Below are 17407 nucleotides of genomic sequence, written 5' to 3'. Positions count from 1 at the left end.
GGCACTCGCACCAAATTTTGCCACCCCAATCAGCACCGCTAGTTTAAAAATCAGGGTCATCCAATTGACGCTCCAGGGGGTTTAAAAAATAGCCTGCATGTTTAATAGTTCTCGTCGTTAAACATTACAAGATTGTTACCTGTCGATGATATGATCTTCTATGGTCAATCGACCCTACGCCAACTCTCTGAGCCAGATTCTAAATTACTGTGAACTCGCCAGAATCTTCTCTTGAACCCACTCCCTTAGACGGGAGCAATTCGCCTGACAACGTATTACCAGAGCCAAACGCCTCTATGTCGGAGTATTACAACCTCCAACGAGAGTTGTTATTGGTCACTTTGGCGATCGCGGCGATTATTTTTGCCTTTGTCTGGTTTTTCTACTCCCTTAACATCGCTCTCAATTACCTGATTGGGGCGTGCACAGGTGTGGTTTACTTGAAAATGTTGGCTAGAAATGTCGAGCAGCTCGGCAGGCAGAAACAGAAGTTGGGGAAGACCCACCTCGTTCTTTTTATAGGGCTGATTGTAATAGCATCCCGGTGGGATCAGCTAGAAATCCTCCCTATAATTTTAGGATTTCTGACCTTTAAGGCTGCAATTATCGTTCACATGCTGCGGACTTTGTCTGCCTCCAACTCTTAAGGCTGGACTCAGCTCTTCTAGATGCTTTGTGTCCATAGTCTCTGGACGACCTCACTGAATGAAAATGCTAAGTTTTCTAGATGTCTTTAATACCCTTCCGCTAGCTGAGCTGGAAGTTGGTCATCACTTTTACTGGCAAATAGGCAATCTCAAGCTTCACGGGCAGGTTTTGATTACCACCTGGGTTGTTGTTGGTTTGCTTCTGACTGCCTCGATCCTTGCCACTCGAAATATTCAGAGGGTTCCGCAAGGGCTACAAAATTTCATGGAATATGCCCTGGAATTTGTTCGAGAAATCGCCAGAAACCAGCTTGGTGAAAAGGAATATCGCCCCTGGGTACCCTTTATCGGCACCTTGTTTCTGTTTATCTTTGTCTCGAACTGGTCAGGTGCTCTGTTTCCCTGGAAGTTGATCCATCTGCCTGAAGGCGAATTAGCCGCCCCTACCAGTGACATCAACACAACCGTAGCTCTGGCACTTCTAACCTCTCTCGCTTATTTCTACGCAGGTTTTAGTAAACGGGGTCTGGGTTACTTTTCCAAATATATTGAGCCGACTCCGGTATTGTTGCCGATTGCGATCTTAGAAGATTTCACCAAGCCACTCTCCCTCAGCTTCCGACTTTTCGGGAATATTCTGGCAGACGAATTGGTGGTGGCAGTGTTAGTGCTGTTGGTTCCCCTATTCGTACCCATCCCGGTCATGATGTTGGGTCTGTTTACGAGCGCCATTCAAGCTCTGGTGTTTTCCACCCTGGCAGGAGCTTATATTCATGAAGCCATGGCAGGGCATGGTGGTGAAGAGCATGAGGAGCACGCCTGAAGCCCTCTGTTAGGGGCATATACTGGATGTCTCCATCTACAGTTGTCCAGATTCGGTGCAGGTGTTTACGTTTGGTAACACGTTGTGTCTAGAATTCTGGTGAAGCGTGAGTAACGCATTCTAGTTAACATTTTAGTTCTGTACTTAAACCGAAAGGAAAATTATCATGGATCCCATCGTTGCTGCTGCTTCAGTTATCGCTGCTGCTCTAGCTATTGGTTTAGCTGCAATTGGTCCTGGCATTGGTCAAGGAAACGCTTCCGGACAAGCAGTAGAAGGTATTGCTCGCCAACCAGAAGCTGAAGGCAAAATTCGCGGTACCTTGCTTCTGACTCTGGCATTCATGGAGTCCCTTACGATTTATGGTCTGGTTATCGCACTAGTCTTGCTGTTTGCCAACCCTTTTGCGTAAGCATTGTCAATTGTGTAGAGGTGTGAGGTTTCACATCTCTACAACGTTAATTTTAGGTGTTTTAGTTTATAGAGTCTTTGAGACTATGGCGCGTTGGATAGAATTGCCCACTGTTAAAGCTACGGTCGAAGTCAAGGAGTTTAAACATGTTTGATTTCGACGCTACTTTACCGCTGATGGCATTGCAGTTCTTGTTGTTGATGGTTATCCTTAATCTGGTTTTCTTCAAACCCCTGACGAAGGCACTAGATGAACGAGACACCTACATCCGCACAAATCAAACGGATGCCCGCGAGCGATTGGCAAAGGCAGAGAGCTTGGCAAAGCAGTATGAACAAGAGCTAGCAGAAGCTCGCCGCCAATCTCAAGCGGTCATTGTTGCTGCTCAGGCTGATGCCCAAAAAATTACAGCCCAACAGATTGCCGATGCTCAGCGAGAAGCGCAGGCTCAGCGAGAACAGGCTCAACGGGAACTGGATCAGCAAAAGATGGAAGCGATGCAGTCTTTAGAACAACAAGTTGGTGCCCTTAGCCATCAGATTTTAGATAAACTCCTCGCTGGAGTTTCAATCAGTTAGTCAATTCAGTTGAGCAGGGCAGTTATGTAGGTATAGGTATGGGGACTTTATTATCATTCACCGTTAGAGCGGGAGAGATTTTACAACCTCTGCTCTTGCAGGAGCATGGAGCCGAAGGGCATGGGTTTGGTCTGAATTTCGATATCTTTGAAACCAACCTGATCAACCTTTCGATCGTAATTGGCGTACTGGTTTACTTTGGGCGAGGGTTTTTAGGCAAAGCTTTGTCAGAACGGCGATCGCAGATTGAATCGGCGATCCAGGAAGCTGAGCAACGCAAGAAAGAAGCTGCTGCTGCGTTGGCAGACCAACAGCAAAAACTCGCTCAAGCTCAGGCAGAAGCAACCCGCATCAAGGCGAGCGCTGAAGAAAACGCTAAGACCGCCCGAGAAGAGATTTTAGCTCAGGCAGCACTCGAAGTCGAACGCATGAAAGCGGCAGCGGCTCAAGATCTTGAATCTCAGCAAGAACGGGTGATTCGTGAGCTTCGACAACAGGTTGCAGCAATGGCAATACAGCGGGTTGAAGCCCAGTTGAAATCGGGGTTGGATGACAACGCTCAGCAACAGTTAATCGATCGCAGCATTGCAATGCTAGGAGGGCAGTGATGAGTACTGTAGTTTCATCTGAAGTTATGGAACCCTATGCCCAGGCACTCATGTCTATTGCCCAATCTAGTGATCTGGTCGATCAGTTTGGCGAGAACGTTGAGTTTTTGCTCGGTCTTTTAGAGTCATCTGAGGATCTGAGGCAGTTTTTAGCCAATCCCTTACTCAAGCCTGACGTTAAGAAAGATGTCATCAGACAGCTTGCAGGTGAGCAGGTTCATCCCTACATGTTGAACTTCCTCATGTTGTTAGTCGATCGCAAACGCATTGCGTTTTTGGCAGGTGTGTGTCAGCAGTATCGAGCGTTACTCCGTCGCTTGCGTAAGACCGCTCTGGCAGAAGTGGTGTCCGCTGTTGCCCTAACGGATGACCAAAAAGAAGCGGTTCGCCAAAAAGTAATTCAGATGGTCGGTGCCCAGCAAGTTGAGCTAGATGCTCGGATTGACCCAGATTTGATTGGGGGTGTGGTGATTAAGGTCGGTTCTCAGATCGTGGATGCAAGTCTTCGAGGTCAGATCCGACGCATCGGTTTGAAACTAGCCAATGCGACCTAATGACTGTCACGTAACGTTTTGAGTTGCCAGTGCATCCAAAAAATATTATTCGTGTTTTGACCCCATAGGCTTCGTTCTTAACCCTTTACCTTTCGTCCCTTAACAGAGAGAACAACGATGGTAGCTATCAGACCCGACGAAATTAGCAGTATTATTCGACAGCAGATTGAGCAATACGACCAAGGTGTTAAAGTTTCCAACGTAGGAACCGTACTCCAGGTCGGTGATGGTATCGCCCGTATTTACGGTCTAGAAAATGTAATGGCTGGCGAGCTTCTAGAATTTGAAGATGGAACCGTAGGCATTGCCCAAAACTTAGAAGAAGACAACGTCGGTGCGGTGTTGTTTGGTCAGGGTCTTGGCATTCAGGAAGGCAGCTCGGTCGCTGCAACCGGCAAAATCGCCTCGATTCCTGTCGGCGACGCGATGGTCGGTCGTATCGTGGATGCGTTGGCGCGTCCGATCGATGGCAAAGGCGATGTTCACACCTCAGACTCTCGCTTGCTTGAGTCGATGGCACCTGGAATTATTGCCAGGAAATCGGTGTATGAGCCGATGCAAACCGGGATTACGGCAATCGATGCCATGATTCCCATTGGTCGGGGACAACGAGAGCTGATCATTGGCGATCGCCAAACCGGAAAAACCACCATTGCAGTTGACACCATCCTCAGCCAAAAAGGACAGGACGTGATTTGCGTCTATGTCGCGATCGGTCAGAAGGCATCGACCGTGGCTCAGGTAGCTCAAACCTTGTTGGAACGGGGCGCGTTGGATTACACCATCGTGGTTGCGGCTAACGCCAGTGACCCTGCGGCATTGCAATACCTGGCTCCATACACAGGTGCAACCCTGGCAGAGTACTTTATGTACAAAGGCAAGGCGACTCTGGTCATTTATGATGACTTAACCAAGCAAGCACAAGCCTATCGTCAGATGTCGTTGCTCCTGCGTCGCCCACCCGGACGTGAAGCCTATCCCGGCGACGTGTTTTACCTCCACTCTCGTTTGTTGGAACGGGCAGCAAAACTCAGCCCTGAGTTGGGTGAAGGCAGCATGACCGCTCTGCCGATTATTGAAACCCAGGCGGGTGACGTATCGGCGTACATTCCCACCAACGTTATTTCGATTACGGATGGTCAGATCTTCCTGTCCTCTGACTTGTTTAACTCAGGTGTGCGTCCGGCAATCAACGCGGGTATCTCTGTATCCCGAGTCGGTTCTGCGGCACAAACCAAGGCTATGAAACAGGTTGCAGGTAAGCTCAAGCTAGAATTGGCTCAGTACGAAGAATTGAAAGCCTTTTCTCAGTTTGCGTCTGACTTGGATAAAGCCACCCAAAACCAATTGGCACGGGGTCAACGTCTGCAAGAACTGCTGAAGCAAGCTCCTTCTTCTCCTCTGCCGTTGGAAGACCAGGTTGCCATCATTTATGCAGGCACCAATGGCTATCTAGACGATCTACCCGTTGAACAAGTCGTGGGCTATGTCAAGGCATTGCGAGACTATTTGAAAACCAGCAAGCCTAAGTATGGCGAAATGATTCGCACTGAGAAGAAGCTTTCGGATGAAGCCGCCGCTGTTTTGAAGGACGCGATCGCTGAATCTAAGAAGACCTTCCTGGCAACGGTATAGCAGGTATTAGCGGTCAGTGATTCGGCTTTGCTGGTGGGCAAATAGCGAGTGGCTGACCGCTCAACGCGATTAGAGGTAAGAACTATGGCTAATTTAAAAGCAATTCGCGATCGCATTCAGTCTGTTAAGAACACCCGCAAGATCACTGAAGCGATGCGTCTGGTCGCGGCAGCAAAGGTGCGTCGTGCTCAAGAACAAGTATTAGCAACCCGTCCCTTTGCCGACCGTCTGGCACAAGTGCTCTATGGTTTGCAAACTCGGCTTCGGTTTGAAGATGCCAACCTGCCTCTGTTAAAGCGTCGGGATGTGCAAACCGTTGGGATTCTGGTAATTTCGGGCGATCGCGGTCTGTGTGGTGGCTACAACGGCAACATCATCAAACGAGCAGAGATGCGCACGAAGGAGCTAAAAGCTGAAGGCGTAGATTACAAAATGGTGTTGGTTGGACGCAAAGCGATCCAATATTTCCAACGGAGAGAACAACCCATCAGTGCCACCTTCACCAATTTAGAGCAGGTGCCCACAGCGGCAGAAGCCTCTCAAATTGCGGATGAGCTACTGTCTTTGTTTTTGTCGGAAGAAGTAGATCGGGTGGAATTGGTTTATACCAAATTCGTTTCCCTTGTGAGTTCTCGTCCTGTGGTTCAAACCCTGTTGCCCCTTGATCCACAAGGTCTGGAACCCCATGATGACGAAATTTTCCGCCTAACCACTCGTGGCGGTGAATTTGAAGTCGAGCGGCAGACCGTTCCGTCTTCAGCGCCAACCCCCTTGCCTCAAGACATGATCTTCGAACAAGATCCCGTCCAAATTCTAGATGCACTGTTGCCGTTGTACTTGAATAACCAGCTCTTACGGGCACTTCAAGAATCGGCAGCGAGTGAACTGGCAGCGAGAATGACCGCGATGAACAACGCCAGTGATAATGCCTCTGAGCTAGTCTCTAGCCTGACATTGACCTATAACAAAGCCCGTCAGGCAGCTATCACTCAGGAACTGTTGGAAGTGGTGGGTGGTGCCGAAGCACTCGGCTAGTCAAATCATCACTTAACGTAACCTAATGAAAATGGTCTATTGCGCGGGCGTTGCCTGCGCAATAGACCATTTATGTTTTACATTAAAGCTATAGCCGTCAAAAGATCGATGAGGACAACGGTTGTGTGAGAACTCGCGCTCCGCGCGAGTTCTCACACAACCGTCTGATTTAGCCGTCTCGACGGTTGCTATAGGGTAATGGGTTAGATGAGTTCTTCCAAAATCGGATCGGGAACAGGCGGTCTGGGCGACGATAACTCCTGCGATAGTAAATCCTGATGTTGTTCTATATCAATCGATGGGTCTGGGCTGATCTCTGCATCTTGACCCATTTCAACCTGGCTGAAATCAACCCCATCCAGAATAGTTCCTTCTAAATTGGTCTCTTTCAGGCTAGCGTTATTTAAAATCGCATTGCTCAGGTTAGCGCCACTTAAATTTACGTGGTTGAGGTTGACCTGACTGAGGTTTGCCGATTTTAGTTTGGCACCCAACAAATTCGCATGGCTGAGGTTAGCCGTACTCAAGTTTGCCCCACTCAAGTCCGATCGGTTCAACCGACTTCCTTCTAATAAAGCTCCTTCTAAGTTGGCTCCGGTCAGGAGAGAACGGTTGAGACGGGCACCACTTAAATTGGCATTGTTGAAATTAGCACCCTCTAACTTGGCATTTTCTAAACTGGCACGACTGAGGTCAGCTTCAGAAAAATTAGTTTCATTCAGGTTGGCTCGGTTCAATTCTGCCCCTAAAAGTGTTGCCTGACACAGGGTTGCACCCTGGAGATTGGCTTCATTTAAGTCAGCACGATTGAGAACAGCACCGTTGAGATTTGCACCCTTCAAATCGGCACCGGAGATATAGGCACCCAGTAAATTGGCTTCACTCAAATTGGCACCTTGTAAATTGGCGCTATTGAGATCGACGCCACTCAGATCGGCTCCCTTAAGATTGACATTTTGCAAATTTGCCTGCTTTAGGGTCGCGCCAAAAAGACTGGCACCGCACAAATTAACACTACTCAAATTGATCTGATTCAGGGCGCTTTTGCTGATATCAGCGTAGCTGAGATCGGGTTGGATATTCGGAGTTGACTCTCTCCATTGATTCCAATGGGCTACCCCCTGTTTGAGCAGAGAGAGATGATCTTCACTCGCCATAACTGTCTTCTTATCTCGAAACTACGCAAAAGTTCTAGTTTGGGAACGGGAAGTTTATCCTAAAGGATCATAAATTAAATAAAACCCGGACATTTATCTTAGGAAGTGTGGCAGAGCCACGCTTCTAAAATAAATCTTCAGTTTTATTAAATCCACAGTTCTAAGTCAAATTCCAGTTTCTAAATTAGATAGGGTTCAAAACAGATTTTAGTCTTTAAACAAATCGAGTGGTAGATGTCCATACATATCATTAATGCCGGAGTCGTAGGCAGATTGGCAAGCGACTAACACCCCTCGATAGGCTCCTGTATAAGAATCAACGTAGCAAATGCCTGATTTGGGATTGAATTTGAGGTAAACGGCTCCCTCGATAGGGCTGAGTTCATCATCGGGACTATATCCCAATGCTTTAGCATAGTGCTCAAGGGCGTTCCATGCCTGTACAAAGGTGTCGGCACAAATGCCAAGAATTTGATAGTCGGAATGTTGCGCTACTAACAGCAAAGCCTGACGCAGGCGTTCGGGATCTGCGATCGCCTCAGAATCGGGGTGTTGGCAGTTAAACTGCTTGAGACGCGTTGCCGCTTCCACAACCGTCAAGGGTGTATTAACCTCGGTAGACATAGCAATACCCATGAAACTTCTAAGAGGATAATAAGGCTGAACCGCCCTCTATAGCGCTTTGCACCGGGAAGATTACGGTTGTTATGAGAGCCGCACTCTGCGCGGCTCTCATAACAACTTGTACTGCACACGATTAAGAATTGCCATAGGGATCCGTTAATTTATCATAGACGGGCTTTATGGCTGGGAAGCGGCACTTTGTGCCGCTTCCCAGCCATAAAGCGGCTAGACTCACCCTAGTTAGGACTGGCAGAATGAAGTGCCATATCCATTAAATTTTTCTGAGAGCTATTTTCAGACGCATTGGCATCGGGATGACGTTGCACATAGTGACCATCGGGCTGCAACTCCCATGCCTGTCGATTATCTGCCAGCATTACCCCCAGAATTTCTTGTAAATCTTTGGCAATATCTGGATCTTCGACAGGGGCGATCGCTTCGACTCGACGGTCGAGATTGCGAGGCATCCAGTCGGCACTGCCAATAAAGGTTTCCTCATTGCCATTGTTGTGAAAGTAAATGATGCGAGAGTGTTCTAAAAAGCGTCCGATGATGCTGATCACGCGGATATTGTCGCTGACGTCGGGGATGCCGGGTCGCAGACAACAAATTCCCCGGATGATCAAATCAATCTTGACACCTGCGCGAGAGGCTTCATAGAGCGCCACGATTAGCTTTGAATCGACCAGGGCATTCATCTTGGCAACAATGCGACCGTGACGCCCCTGCTGACAATGGTCGATTTCTCGCCGGATCAGTGCCAACATGCGATCGCGCATATTCACGGGAGCCACTAACAGCTTGCGATAGGCATTTTGCCGAGAATAGCCTGTGAGATAGTTAAACAAATCCGTCAGGTCAGCACCCAACTCTTCCCGGCAACTCAATAAGCCAAAGTCGGTGTAGAGTCGGGCAGTTTTAGGATTGTAGTTGCCCGTGCCAATATGCACATAACGACGGATGCGATTGTCTTCTCGTCGCACCACCAGCATGATCTTGGTGTGGGTTTTAAGCCCAACCAAACCATAGACCACATGGACGCCGACCTTTTCTAGCTTACGTGCCCAGTTAATATTATTTTCTTCGTCAAACCGAGCTTTTAATTCCACCAAGACTGCCACTTGTTTACCATTTTCAGCCGCTGTGATTAGCGCGTTGATAATGGGAGAATCGCCGGAGGTGCGGTACAGCGTCATTTTGATCGCCAGCACCTTGGGATCATGAGCAGCTTCGGTAATAAACCGTTCGACGGTTGCCGAAAACGAATGATAGGGATGATGTACCAGTAAATCGCGCTTGCGAATAATCGAGAAAAAATCGGTTTCAGGTTCCAGCGTTGCCCCTTCTTCCCCCAAGGGTCCTAACTTTTTCAGGCGTGGATGGATGACCGCAGACCACGGGGCATCTTTGAGCTGAGGCAACGGCAGATCGATCAATGCCATTAAATCTCTCAGGCACAGCAACCCCTCTACCGCATACACATCATTGCTACTCAGTTCTAGTTCTTCGAGCAGGGTTGCCCGAATGATTTCGGGCATGGAGGTGTTAATTTCCATGCGTACTGCCGAGCCACCGACCCGCCGTTTGCGCAATTCTTGTTCAATTGCCAGCATTAGATCATCGGCTTCATCTTCTGCCAGTGCCAGGTCGTTGTTGCGGGTAATGCGAAAAGGATGGTATTCCTGAATATCCATTCCCGGAAACAAAGCCGCCAGATTATGTGCAATGACTTGCTCTAAGGCAATGCCCGCCCAGACGGAAATGGAATTGTGTTGCTTGGGGCACAACGTTGGGGGCAGCACCACAAAACGAGGCAGAACGCTGGGAACTTTGATCCGGGCAAAGTGTTCTTCCTCCGTTTGGGGATCGCGGACAACGACCGCTAGATTAAGGCTGAGATTAGAAATATGAGGGAAAGGATGACCGGGATCAACCGCTAACGGCGTGAGCACGGGGAAAATTTGCTCATCAAAATACCCTTGCAGATACAACCGTTGCTCCTGGTTGAGATCGACGTAATCCAATAAGTGGATGCCCTGAGCTGCCATTTGTGGGCGCAATGCCTGCTCAAAATGGCGATGCTGCCTCGTAATCATGGGACGCAACTGTTCGCTGATCGCATTTATTTGCGCTTGCGGGGTGCGTCCGTCGGGCGATCGCTTATCAATGCCAACTTCGACCTGTTGTTTGAGTGCAGCAACGCGCACCATGAAATATTCATCCAGGTTGCTGCTAAAAATGGCAATGAATTTCAGACGCTCCAATAAAGGAGTGCGTGGATCAATGGCTTCGTGCAGCACTCGGTGGTTAAATTCCAACCAACTCAGTTCGCGGTTGAAATAATAGTCAGTACTGCTCAAATCCAGATCGCGATCGCTCTTTTCGAGACTCGGCATAGTTTCGCCAGGGATGGAACACTATCCATCGATTGTAGAGGCTCTAGGGGGTTGCTAAAACACCTCATCCTCAATGCCCTTCCACCATTCTCCCAGTTTCTTCAGATCTTCAATCTGATCGGCTAATTCAGCTTCATACTCTCCCGGTGAGATGGAGTCTCGACGTTCTTGTAATTTCTTGAGTCGCAACTGTGCTAACAGCCAAGGTTTTTGAAATCCATTCGTTGCAGTAATATAGCGTCCTAAATCTTGACTATCCATAACTCTGTCCGGCTTAATGTTATGTAACAATTCTAAGCGCATTATTAAAAAATCGTGTCTTAAATCGACCATAATTCTCATAAATTAAATGAAATGATAGAGTGTTTTGCACTCAGAAGCAGGATGGTGAGGTGAGGGAGAGCCGCGCTCTCCCTCACCAACGGGTATTTCACACCATTGAGGATTGATATAGCGATTCTATTGGATTCGTGAAAAAGATCCGTTGCGAAAGCGCCTGCCCGAAGGGCAGGCGCTTTCGCAACAGATTGAGGATCGCGATATGGTGCCCCGATTTAATCGCCAGTCTGATCCGCCAATCGGTCTAGTAAACAGGTTGCAATCCGTTGAGCGGCACCGGGTTGTCCCATACGGCGATCGCCGTTGGCAGCAATCAATTGCAGGCGATCGGGATCTTGCAAAAGAGCTTGCACGACAGTTGCGGCTTGGGTGGGTTGTTTCACCAAAATGGCAGAGGGCCCGAGCAAGCGAGTTTGGGCTTCGGCAAAGGCAGGGGTAAATTGAGGTCCGTTGCCCGGAAAGATCAGCGCCGGTTTACCCAATCCGACAAATTGTTCAGTGGCGGTACCTGCCATTGCCAGGGCAAAGTCTGCCTGATGCAGGCAATCGGTAAATGCCGTTTGGGTCAACACCAGGGTGGCACTATTTTGTTGAAACTGAAGTGAGGGATCAACCCGTAAGGTACTGTCTGTCTGCGATCGCCACCGTTGATCGGCTAATGATTGCAAAAAAGGAGCCAGGTCTAGACTGGGGGCGATCGCGGTTAAAAATAGGACTTTGCGTTGCCAAAATTCGCGACAGAGGCTACTTACCGCTTGCAGAATGATCTGCCAATTTTCATAGGCTTCTGGGGCTCTCGAACCGGGCAGAATGACAAATGTTAAGGGATGCTCGGTAACTGGATTGTCATCCGGGGCAGCCAATAAGGTGCCTGTGGGTTCCAACCCATCCATCATCGGGTTGCCTAAATCAAATGCTGGGATCTTCCACTTTTGCAAAATCGCTGTGGTCAAATGATCTCTGGGAAACACCGCCTGACAACGAGGTTGGCTGATCAACCAGCGCTCCCAGGGTAAATAGACCGATCCCGACCAGCTTTCCATGCGTTCAAACCAGGTAGGACGGGGCAATAGCCCCACTTCATCGCGCAGATAATAGTCTGATTTCGCTGTGCCCACAAAGGCATAGGGTGCGCCACTTAACCAGGCAAACAGCAATGGCACAATATCACCCACCGCCAAGATCGAGCCGCCCGACTTTGCCCAATGCCGTACGGTTTTCAGTTGCGCCAGCGTCAATTGCAGCAAGCCACCTTTGACATCGCGAACCAGCTGGCGACTGTCCATATAAATAAAACCACCCGATGGCATTTGCTTGACCGGACCTGCCAATGGGATGCCACTATGGGCAAAGGCATGTCCTTCACCGACCAACGGCAATGCTGCCAGTTTTGGATAACTGGGGTGTTTTTGGAGTTCTTGCAAAATGCGCAGGGCGATCGCATCTTCTCCATGACCATTGCTCAGGCACAGTAGCTTCATCGTTTTTCCCAGGTTGGTTAGCACGCTGACGCAGAGAGAACATGATAGAAGGGAATGGTCACAATGGCAAAGGATTGGGTTAAAAAATCTGTCTGAGGGCGTAGAGTCGTTGACATCTGGTCTGTGAGCATACAAAACGAATAGAGCGAATGCGCTCTGATAGAGCAATAGATCGGAACCATGAATGGATAATAGGTTTGCAATCTCTACTCAGTAAGGTTGCAAACCTATAGCGATCCTGAGTCAGTTGTGAAAGCGCCCGCCCTTCGGGCGGGTGCTTTCACAACTGATCATTTTCATAAATCAAATAGGATTGCTATATTATCCATTCAAACTAAAACTAAACACTAAGGAATGGGAATTCAATAACTCCGATGATTTGTTGTACGGGCGAACGGCCGTTCGCCCCTCCAAACGATTCAATATTCAATCTTATTTAATCCACGATCCTAAGCGTTCTGGTTTGGGGCTGAATGGGGATGGAAAACCTTCGGTTTTCCATCCCCATTCAGCCCCAAAACCAGCAGTGTTACCAAAACCTGTGAGTTGCTTGACAGTATGACAACGTTAATTCGCAATGCAACAGTATTGCCGTTCACCTTGGGTGGCGATCGCCCGCTCGATCTCAGTCCTCACACGCTGGATGTATTGGTGGAAGCCGATCGGATTGTGCAGGTGGCACCAGCGATTGAAACCACGGCAGATTGGGTAATTGATGCCACACACCACTTGTTGTTGCCGGGGTTTGTTGATGCCCATACCCATACCGTTGTCGGCGTGTTGGAAAAGTGCGCCTATGAAGCATTGCCGCTAGAACTCTGGATGCTCTATTTGCCACCCGACCAAAAGCTAGAACCCCGAATGCATTATTTGTGTGCGGCGATCGCAGCTTTAGAAGCGGTTAAAAATGGCACCACAACAATTCAAGATGATCTCTACGCGTTGCCCTTTACCACTCCTGAAATTTTTGACGCAACGGCTCAAGCCTATGTGGATGTAGGTTTACGTGCCAGTTTGTCACTCCACGCGATTAACAAACCCCTGCATCACACCATTGCCTATCTGGAAGACTTGCTACCAGACGCGATGAAACACGCCTTTTGGCAACCCGTTCAGGATTTTTCGATTGAAGAGTGGGCAGCTTTATTTGGCGAACTGTACCGCAACTGGCAGGGCAAAGCCGGACGCATTACCACGATGCTGGCTCCCTCTGCGGCTCAACGGGTAACCCCCGCCCTGATGCATCGTATTGCTGAGTTATCCGCAGAGTATGATGTCCCGATTCATGCTCACCTGTTAGAAACTCGCACCCAGGCGGTGACTGGACTAGAGCTATTGGGAGAATCGGTAATTCAGTTTGCTAAACGGCATGGCATTTTGACCCATCGGACGGCGATCGCCCATGGCATTTGGCTGACTCCAGAGGATATTGAAGCGGTTGCCGCTGCCGATGCCACGATTGTCCACAATCCCGTCAGTAACTATCGCCTGTGTAGTGGCATTGCCTCGATCCAGGCATTACAAGCTGCCGGGGTAAATATTGCGTTGGGCACCGATGGCATGGATTCCTTTAACCTGTTTCATGTGATTCGTGCCGCTGGACTCACCCATTCTGTCATCGATTCAAACTACGATCGCTACCCCCATGCCGCCGATGTATTGAAATGGGCAACCTATGGCGGCGCACGCTCAGCGATGCTGCACGATCACATCGGGGCGATCGCTCCTGGGATGAAAGCCGATTTTGTCTTGTATGACCTGAATACGCTCAGTTTTACCCCCTGTCACCACATCCCGATCCATCTCGTTTATGCCGAGCAGGGGCAGTCAATTCGTAAAGTCTTCGTCAATGGTGAGTTGATTGTGCAAGACGGTCAGGTGATGACGGTCAACGAAGCCGACATTTTGGCAGAGTTTCGCGATCGCCTACCTGACTATCGCGATCGCCGAGAGCTCTTTCATCAACAGGGTCGCCAGTTACGCCCGATGATGGATGAAGTCTATCGACGAGCCATGGCAAAACCGTTACCCATCAACAACTTCAGTCGCGCTGGCGTGCCTCCCGTTCAACCAACCTGACCTATTTGGATAGTTTGCTAAACGCAAACTATCCAACGGCTCAAATTCAGACATTTGTTTTTTAGGACATCCACCTATGCTGTCTTTTGTCCCCGAAGAGATGGGAGATCCGGCTCCTTACCATTTGCTCACCAGCATTGTTGCACCTCGCCCCATCGCCTGGGTATCGACCATCAGTGCCAGCGGCTTGCCCAATATTGCTCCGTTCTCTTTTTTCAATGCAGTGGCTGGATTTCCGCCCACCATCATGTTTTCGGTGTCTTATCGCCGCCAAGAACCCAAAGAAAAAGATACCTTACGCAATGTCCGTGAGGTCGATGAATTCGTTTGTCATGTGGTCGATGAAGCCCTGGCAGATGCCATGATTCAAACCGCCATGGACGTGCCCTACGACATCAACGAATTTGAAATGGCGCAATTGCCGACGTTGCCATCTACCGATGTCCGTCCGTTACGGCTGGCTGATGCGCCTGTGGCAATGGAATGCAACGTCACGCAAATCATCCCGGTTGAAGGCGCAACCAACGTTATGGTATTGGGGCGCGTTCTACGATTTCATATCCGAGAAGATTTGTATCGACCTGAGCTGGGGTTGGTCAACACGATCGACATGAAACCCGTAACTCGCCTGGGCGGCCCGGTCGAATATACAAAAATTGGGTCTTTATTGCTTTTGGGATTGCCCGATGCCCATTAGCGATCGCCCTTGCGTGAAATACAAATTTGGAGGGAGAGCCGCGCTCTGCGCGGCTCTCCCTCCAAAACTGTCTCTATCCGGTGGTTTAGAGACTAGGACTCCCATGCCAAAACAATCAGCGCATTCAAAATGGCGGCGGCGACCGCTGACCCTCCTTTGCGCCCCTCCACCCAAATTTTGGGCACATCGGTTTGAGCCAGCACCGCTTTGGACTCAACCACCGACACAAAGCCTACGGGCGCACCAATCACCACAGCTGGCTGTTTTGACCGATGCGGCTCGGAAGCAGGTGAGCCTAAACTAGATTGATCTGGCATTGGTTGAGACGCCGATGGCAACGTATGGCACAGTGCCAGCAACGCGGTTGGGGCATTGCCAATCACATAAATGGCATGGGGATACTCTACCTGACAGCGCAACATTCCAGTCTCAGTGCGAGTCTTACCCGGTAATGCGATCGCCGCCTGTTCAACCGCTGAAATGATCGGGTTGTTAAAGGTTTTAGAAACCAGAGTAAGAATGCCCTGTTTCACCATACTGACATCGGTAACGATGGGGGTCTGTTGACGCAGGGCTGCGATCGCCCCGGCAATGGCTCCTGGGCTAAAGCGAAGTAATTGCTTAAACTCAAAGTCGGCAGTGCTATGGATCACACGCCGTACGATCGCATATTCTTCGGTGCTAAACGTGTGTGCCCCAACTTCCTGGTCAATGACCGCAAAGCTTTGCTCCACAATAGGATGGTTGAGAGACGCCATTAAAACACCAACTGGGGCCAATCTGGCTCACGATAATAGCGCGTCATATCATCAAATTTGCGCAGGTCAGCCTGATGCACCAAAAACAGCTTGGGACAATCTAACGACAGCCATTGCAGATTCAGTTCGCTAAAGGTGTCTCCTAGTTTTTCGCGATCTACCTCCGCAATCGAGCGATCGCCAAAATATCCCAGCGTAATGTGGGCATTGAGATAATATTGCTGCTCAATCCCTAACGCCATTAACGACGAATTTTGATAGATCGAGCGCCGCAGTTCTAAGATGCGGTTATAGGAATCTTCATCTTTGGGGGTCAGACAAACGCCCACGGCACGGGTCATCACCGTTAACCCCATCACCTGCCAGGAAGCCGGTTGCCCTGTCTGCACCACCGATCGGCACTGGCTGAAGCTTTGCCGAATAGAGTCGCGCAACTGGGGCTGAAAATCGGGGTTAGTATCTGCGTGGCGATACGCACCGTCCCAAATCAAATCAGCCAGCGTCATGTGAAAGCTATCGGGCGGCAGCGGCACCAACAAATCAGCCGGAAGGCTCTCTACTAATTGTTGTTGCAGAATTTGCAATTGCTCATAGAGTTCAGTATTTTCTGTTTCCTCGATCCAGGGGGGCGTAATGACGGAATAACCTGGGAAAGATGCCGTCTGGTATTGCCCCTCTGACGCTTGATAGACAAATTTAGGTGACGGCTGAATATACTGCACCTGAGACTTGTAGGATTCGGGAAGCATCATTTTTGCCACCCGGTTGCTATAGATCTGATAAGAATCGTCCAATGTCAGTCGCCTCGTTGTTTCAAGGGTGAGGAAAAGATTGAAAGGTTGAGTTCACTCCTCTACTGTAGCGGGTATAAACCTTATAAGGAGAGCTTAACATCAATCAGAGAAAACTCTGAAGCCAGCTTATAGAGATGATCCCCAGCAATCGCAAAGATATTTTACCGATTCTCTGTCGAAAGATCTTCAACTCTAAATAGAGAGGTGGAGTGTGAATCAACAGACTCTTAGAGAATGGCAGAGTTTGCTGCTTTTTTCAGTTTTTTAGGCTGCTTTCTTGAGGATTATATAGCTTTGCCTAATCAAATTTGCTTCGCTTGATTAAATTAACCGTGGTTGCGATCTGAATGACCTGATTTTTCAAGACAGGATGTTTAGAACAGAGGTCATGGGCAGAGTCAGCGATCGCATGACAGGGCTAACTCCAGTCTTCGCGCTGAGTGCCTCGTCCTTTGTAAACTTGCCCGATTTGATGGATTTGCCGAGTTTTGGCAAACAGATCTGCTTCACTTAACTGCCACTGTTGCAACACTTTTTCTAAATCTGCCTGGATATCTCTGGCACCTGGAAATCCTTTATAGCGAATCCGTAACCGAGCCAACTCTGCCAGATTATACTCCGTTGCTTCACCATTGAGTAAAGCGTTAACAATCTGGCGATCGCTGCCATAAAGGGGATGCTGTTGATCTTTCTGACTCGTATTTTCTGGGGCTTTAGACATAGATTCTGTGAATGGGGAATGAGCAGTGGGAAGGTTTAAGGTTTGAATGGCTGTTAGCTGTTAGCTGTT

18 protein-coding genes are annotated in these 17407 nt (G+C 49.1%); 10 read left to right on the top strand and 8 right to left on the bottom strand.

The features are described 5' to 3' along the window. Positions 1-209 precede the first annotated feature (209 nt). The 8 genes from ACR6Z4_RS09765 to ACR6Z4_RS09730 all read left to right on the top strand — a co-directional run bounded on the left by ACR6Z4_RS09765 (position 210) and on the right by ACR6Z4_RS09730 (position 6292). Positions 210-647, top strand: a complete 438-nt coding sequence (locus ACR6Z4_RS09765) for an ATP synthase subunit I (RefSeq protein WP_479717069.1) — start codon at positions 210-212, stop codon at positions 645-647. A gap of 58 nt (positions 648-705) precedes the next feature. Then, positions 706-1470: a F0F1 ATP synthase subunit A gene (atpB, locus tag ACR6Z4_RS09760; protein WP_479717068.1), complete on the top strand. Its 765-nt coding sequence runs from the start codon at positions 706-708 to the stop codon at positions 1468-1470. A gap of 166 nt (positions 1471-1636) precedes the next feature. After that, the gene (gene atpE, locus ACR6Z4_RS09755; protein ID WP_479717067.1) at positions 1637-1882 is read left to right on the top strand and encodes an ATP synthase F0 subunit C; all 246 of its coding nucleotides are present in this window, start codon (positions 1637-1639) and stop codon (positions 1880-1882) included. A 146-nt stretch (positions 1883-2028) separates the two neighbouring features. Beyond that, entirely contained in the window at positions 2029-2460 is a 432-nt protein-coding gene (locus ACR6Z4_RS09750) for a F0F1 ATP synthase subunit B' (RefSeq protein WP_479717066.1), read from the top strand. Between the two features lie 38 nt (positions 2461-2498). Further along, positions 2499-3068: a F0F1 ATP synthase subunit B gene (locus tag ACR6Z4_RS09745; RefSeq protein WP_479717065.1), complete on the top strand. Its 570-nt coding sequence runs from the start codon at positions 2499-2501 to the stop codon at positions 3066-3068. After that, positions 3068-3622: an ATP synthase F1 subunit delta gene (gene atpH / locus ACR6Z4_RS09740; RefSeq protein WP_479717064.1), complete on the top strand. Its 555-nt coding sequence runs from the start codon at positions 3068-3070 to the stop codon at positions 3620-3622. The genes ACR6Z4_RS09745 and atpH overlap by 1 nt, the downstream gene beginning before the upstream one ends. 117 nt (positions 3623-3739) lie before the next feature. Then, positions 3740-5257 (top strand): F0F1 ATP synthase subunit alpha, encoded by a 1518-nt coding sequence (gene atpA, locus ACR6Z4_RS09735; RefSeq protein ID WP_479717063.1) that lies wholly within the window; start codon positions 3740-3742, stop codon positions 5255-5257. A gap of 84 nt (positions 5258-5341) precedes the next feature. Further along, positions 5342-6292 carry a F0F1 ATP synthase subunit gamma gene (locus ACR6Z4_RS09730; protein ID WP_479717062.1) on the top strand — a complete coding sequence of 317 codons (951 nt, stop codon included), beginning with the start codon at positions 5342-5344 and terminating at the stop codon, positions 6290-6292. 203 nt (positions 6293-6495) lie between these two features. Here ACR6Z4_RS09730 and ACR6Z4_RS09725 read toward each other — a convergent pair whose 3' ends face one another. From ACR6Z4_RS09725 to ACR6Z4_RS09705, 5 genes are all read right to left on the bottom strand, one after another. Continuing rightward, positions 6496-7449, bottom strand: a complete 954-nt coding sequence (locus ACR6Z4_RS09725; RefSeq protein WP_479717061.1) for a pentapeptide repeat-containing protein — start codon at positions 7447-7449, stop codon at positions 6496-6498. Positions 7450-7656: 207 nt separating this feature from the next. Beyond that, positions 7657-8073, bottom strand: a complete 417-nt coding sequence (locus ACR6Z4_RS09720) for a DUF1824 family protein (protein ID WP_479717060.1) — start codon at positions 8071-8073, stop codon at positions 7657-7659. Between the two features lie 236 nt (positions 8074-8309). Then, positions 8310-10469, bottom strand: coding sequence for a polyphosphate kinase 1 (gene ppk1 / locus ACR6Z4_RS09715; protein WP_479717059.1), 2160 nt, complete (start codon positions 10467-10469; stop codon positions 8310-8312). Positions 10470-10523: 54 nt separating this feature from the next. Next, positions 10524-10730, bottom strand: coding sequence for a hypothetical protein (locus ACR6Z4_RS09710; protein WP_479717058.1), 207 nt, complete (start codon positions 10728-10730; stop codon positions 10524-10526). A 293-nt stretch (positions 10731-11023) separates the two neighbouring features. Then, on the bottom strand, positions 11024-12289 hold the full coding sequence (locus ACR6Z4_RS09705) for a lipid-A-disaccharide synthase-related protein (protein ID WP_479717057.1): 1266 nt from the start codon (positions 12287-12289) through the stop codon (positions 11024-11026). A gap of 558 nt (positions 12290-12847) precedes the next feature. Between ACR6Z4_RS09705 and ACR6Z4_RS09700 the strand changes: the two genes are divergently transcribed. Then, positions 12848-14368 (top strand): amidohydrolase family protein, encoded by a 1521-nt coding sequence (locus tag ACR6Z4_RS09700; RefSeq protein ID WP_479717056.1) that lies wholly within the window; start codon positions 12848-12850, stop codon positions 14366-14368. Positions 14369-14444: 76 nt separating this feature from the next. Then, the gene (locus ACR6Z4_RS09695) at positions 14445-15065 is read left to right on the top strand and encodes a flavin reductase family protein (protein WP_479717055.1); all 621 of its coding nucleotides are present in this window, start codon (positions 14445-14447) and stop codon (positions 15063-15065) included. Positions 15066-15157: 92 nt separating this feature from the next. On the opposite strand, the gene ACR6Z4_RS09690 is transcribed toward ACR6Z4_RS09695, so the two are convergent. From ACR6Z4_RS09690 to ACR6Z4_RS09680, 3 genes are all read right to left on the bottom strand, one after another. After that, entirely contained in the window at positions 15158-15823 is a 666-nt protein-coding gene (locus ACR6Z4_RS09690; protein WP_479717054.1) for a cobalt-precorrin-8X methylmutase, read from the bottom strand. Continuing rightward, on the bottom strand, positions 15823-16617 hold the full coding sequence (locus tag ACR6Z4_RS09685; RefSeq protein WP_479717053.1) for a DUF1868 domain-containing protein: 795 nt from the start codon (positions 16615-16617) through the stop codon (positions 15823-15825). Before ACR6Z4_RS09685 ends, ACR6Z4_RS09690 begins: the two co-directional genes overlap by 1 nt. 418 nt (positions 16618-17035) lie before the next feature. Then, positions 17036-17338 (bottom strand): DUF3288 family protein, encoded by a 303-nt coding sequence (locus ACR6Z4_RS09680; protein ID WP_479717052.1) that lies wholly within the window; start codon positions 17336-17338, stop codon positions 17036-17038. Positions 17339-17407: the final 69 nt, after the last annotated feature.

The organism is Calyptranema fuscum S582 (assembly GCF_055793305.1).
Note: the sequence above shows the minus strand (reverse complement) of the source record. Positions and strands in the feature narration are given on the sequence as shown.

Coding starts and splice junctions, on each gene's coding strand:
- ACR6Z4_RS09750 (WP_479717066.1), top strand. CDS start 2,029: ATGTTTGATTTCGACGCTACTTTACCGCTGATGGCATTGCAGTTCTTG.
- atpB (WP_479717068.1), top strand. CDS start 706: ATGAAAATGCTAAGTTTTCTAGATGTCTTTAATACCCTTCCGCTAGCT.
- atpA (WP_479717063.1), top strand. CDS start 3,740: ATGGTAGCTATCAGACCCGACGAAATTAGCAGTATTATTCGACAGCAG.
- atpH (WP_479717064.1), top strand. CDS start 3,068: ATGAGTACTGTAGTTTCATCTGAAGTTATGGAACCCTATGCCCAGGCA.
- ACR6Z4_RS09710 (WP_479717058.1), bottom strand. CDS start 10,730: ATGGATAGTCAAGATTTAGGACGCTATATTACTGCAACGAATGGATTT.
- ACR6Z4_RS09690 (WP_479717054.1), bottom strand. CDS start 15,823: ATGGCGTCTCTCAACCATCCTATTGTGGAGCAAAGCTTTGCGGTCATT.
- ACR6Z4_RS09725 (WP_479717061.1), bottom strand. CDS start 7,449: ATGGCGAGTGAAGATCATCTCTCTCTGCTCAAACAGGGGGTAGCCCAT.
- ppk1 (WP_479717059.1), bottom strand. CDS start 10,469: ATGCCGAGTCTCGAAAAGAGCGATCGCGATCTGGATTTGAGCAGTACT.
- ACR6Z4_RS09695 (WP_479717055.1), top strand. CDS start 14,445: ATGCTGTCTTTTGTCCCCGAAGAGATGGGAGATCCGGCTCCTTACCAT.
- ACR6Z4_RS09720 (WP_479717060.1), bottom strand. CDS start 8,073: ATGTCTACCGAGGTTAATACACCCTTGACGGTTGTGGAAGCGGCAACG.
- ACR6Z4_RS09745 (WP_479717065.1), top strand. CDS start 2,499: ATGGGGACTTTATTATCATTCACCGTTAGAGCGGGAGAGATTTTACAA.
- ACR6Z4_RS09730 (WP_479717062.1), top strand. CDS start 5,342: ATGGCTAATTTAAAAGCAATTCGCGATCGCATTCAGTCTGTTAAGAAC.
- ACR6Z4_RS09680 (WP_479717052.1), bottom strand. CDS start 17,338: ATGTCTAAAGCCCCAGAAAATACGAGTCAGAAAGATCAACAGCATCCC.
- ACR6Z4_RS09700 (WP_479717056.1), top strand. CDS start 12,848: ATGACAACGTTAATTCGCAATGCAACAGTATTGCCGTTCACCTTGGGT.
- ACR6Z4_RS09705 (WP_479717057.1), bottom strand. CDS start 12,289: ATGAAGCTACTGTGCCTGAGCAATGGTCATGGAGAAGATGCGATCGCC.
- atpE (WP_479717067.1), top strand. CDS start 1,637: ATGGATCCCATCGTTGCTGCTGCTTCAGTTATCGCTGCTGCTCTAGCT.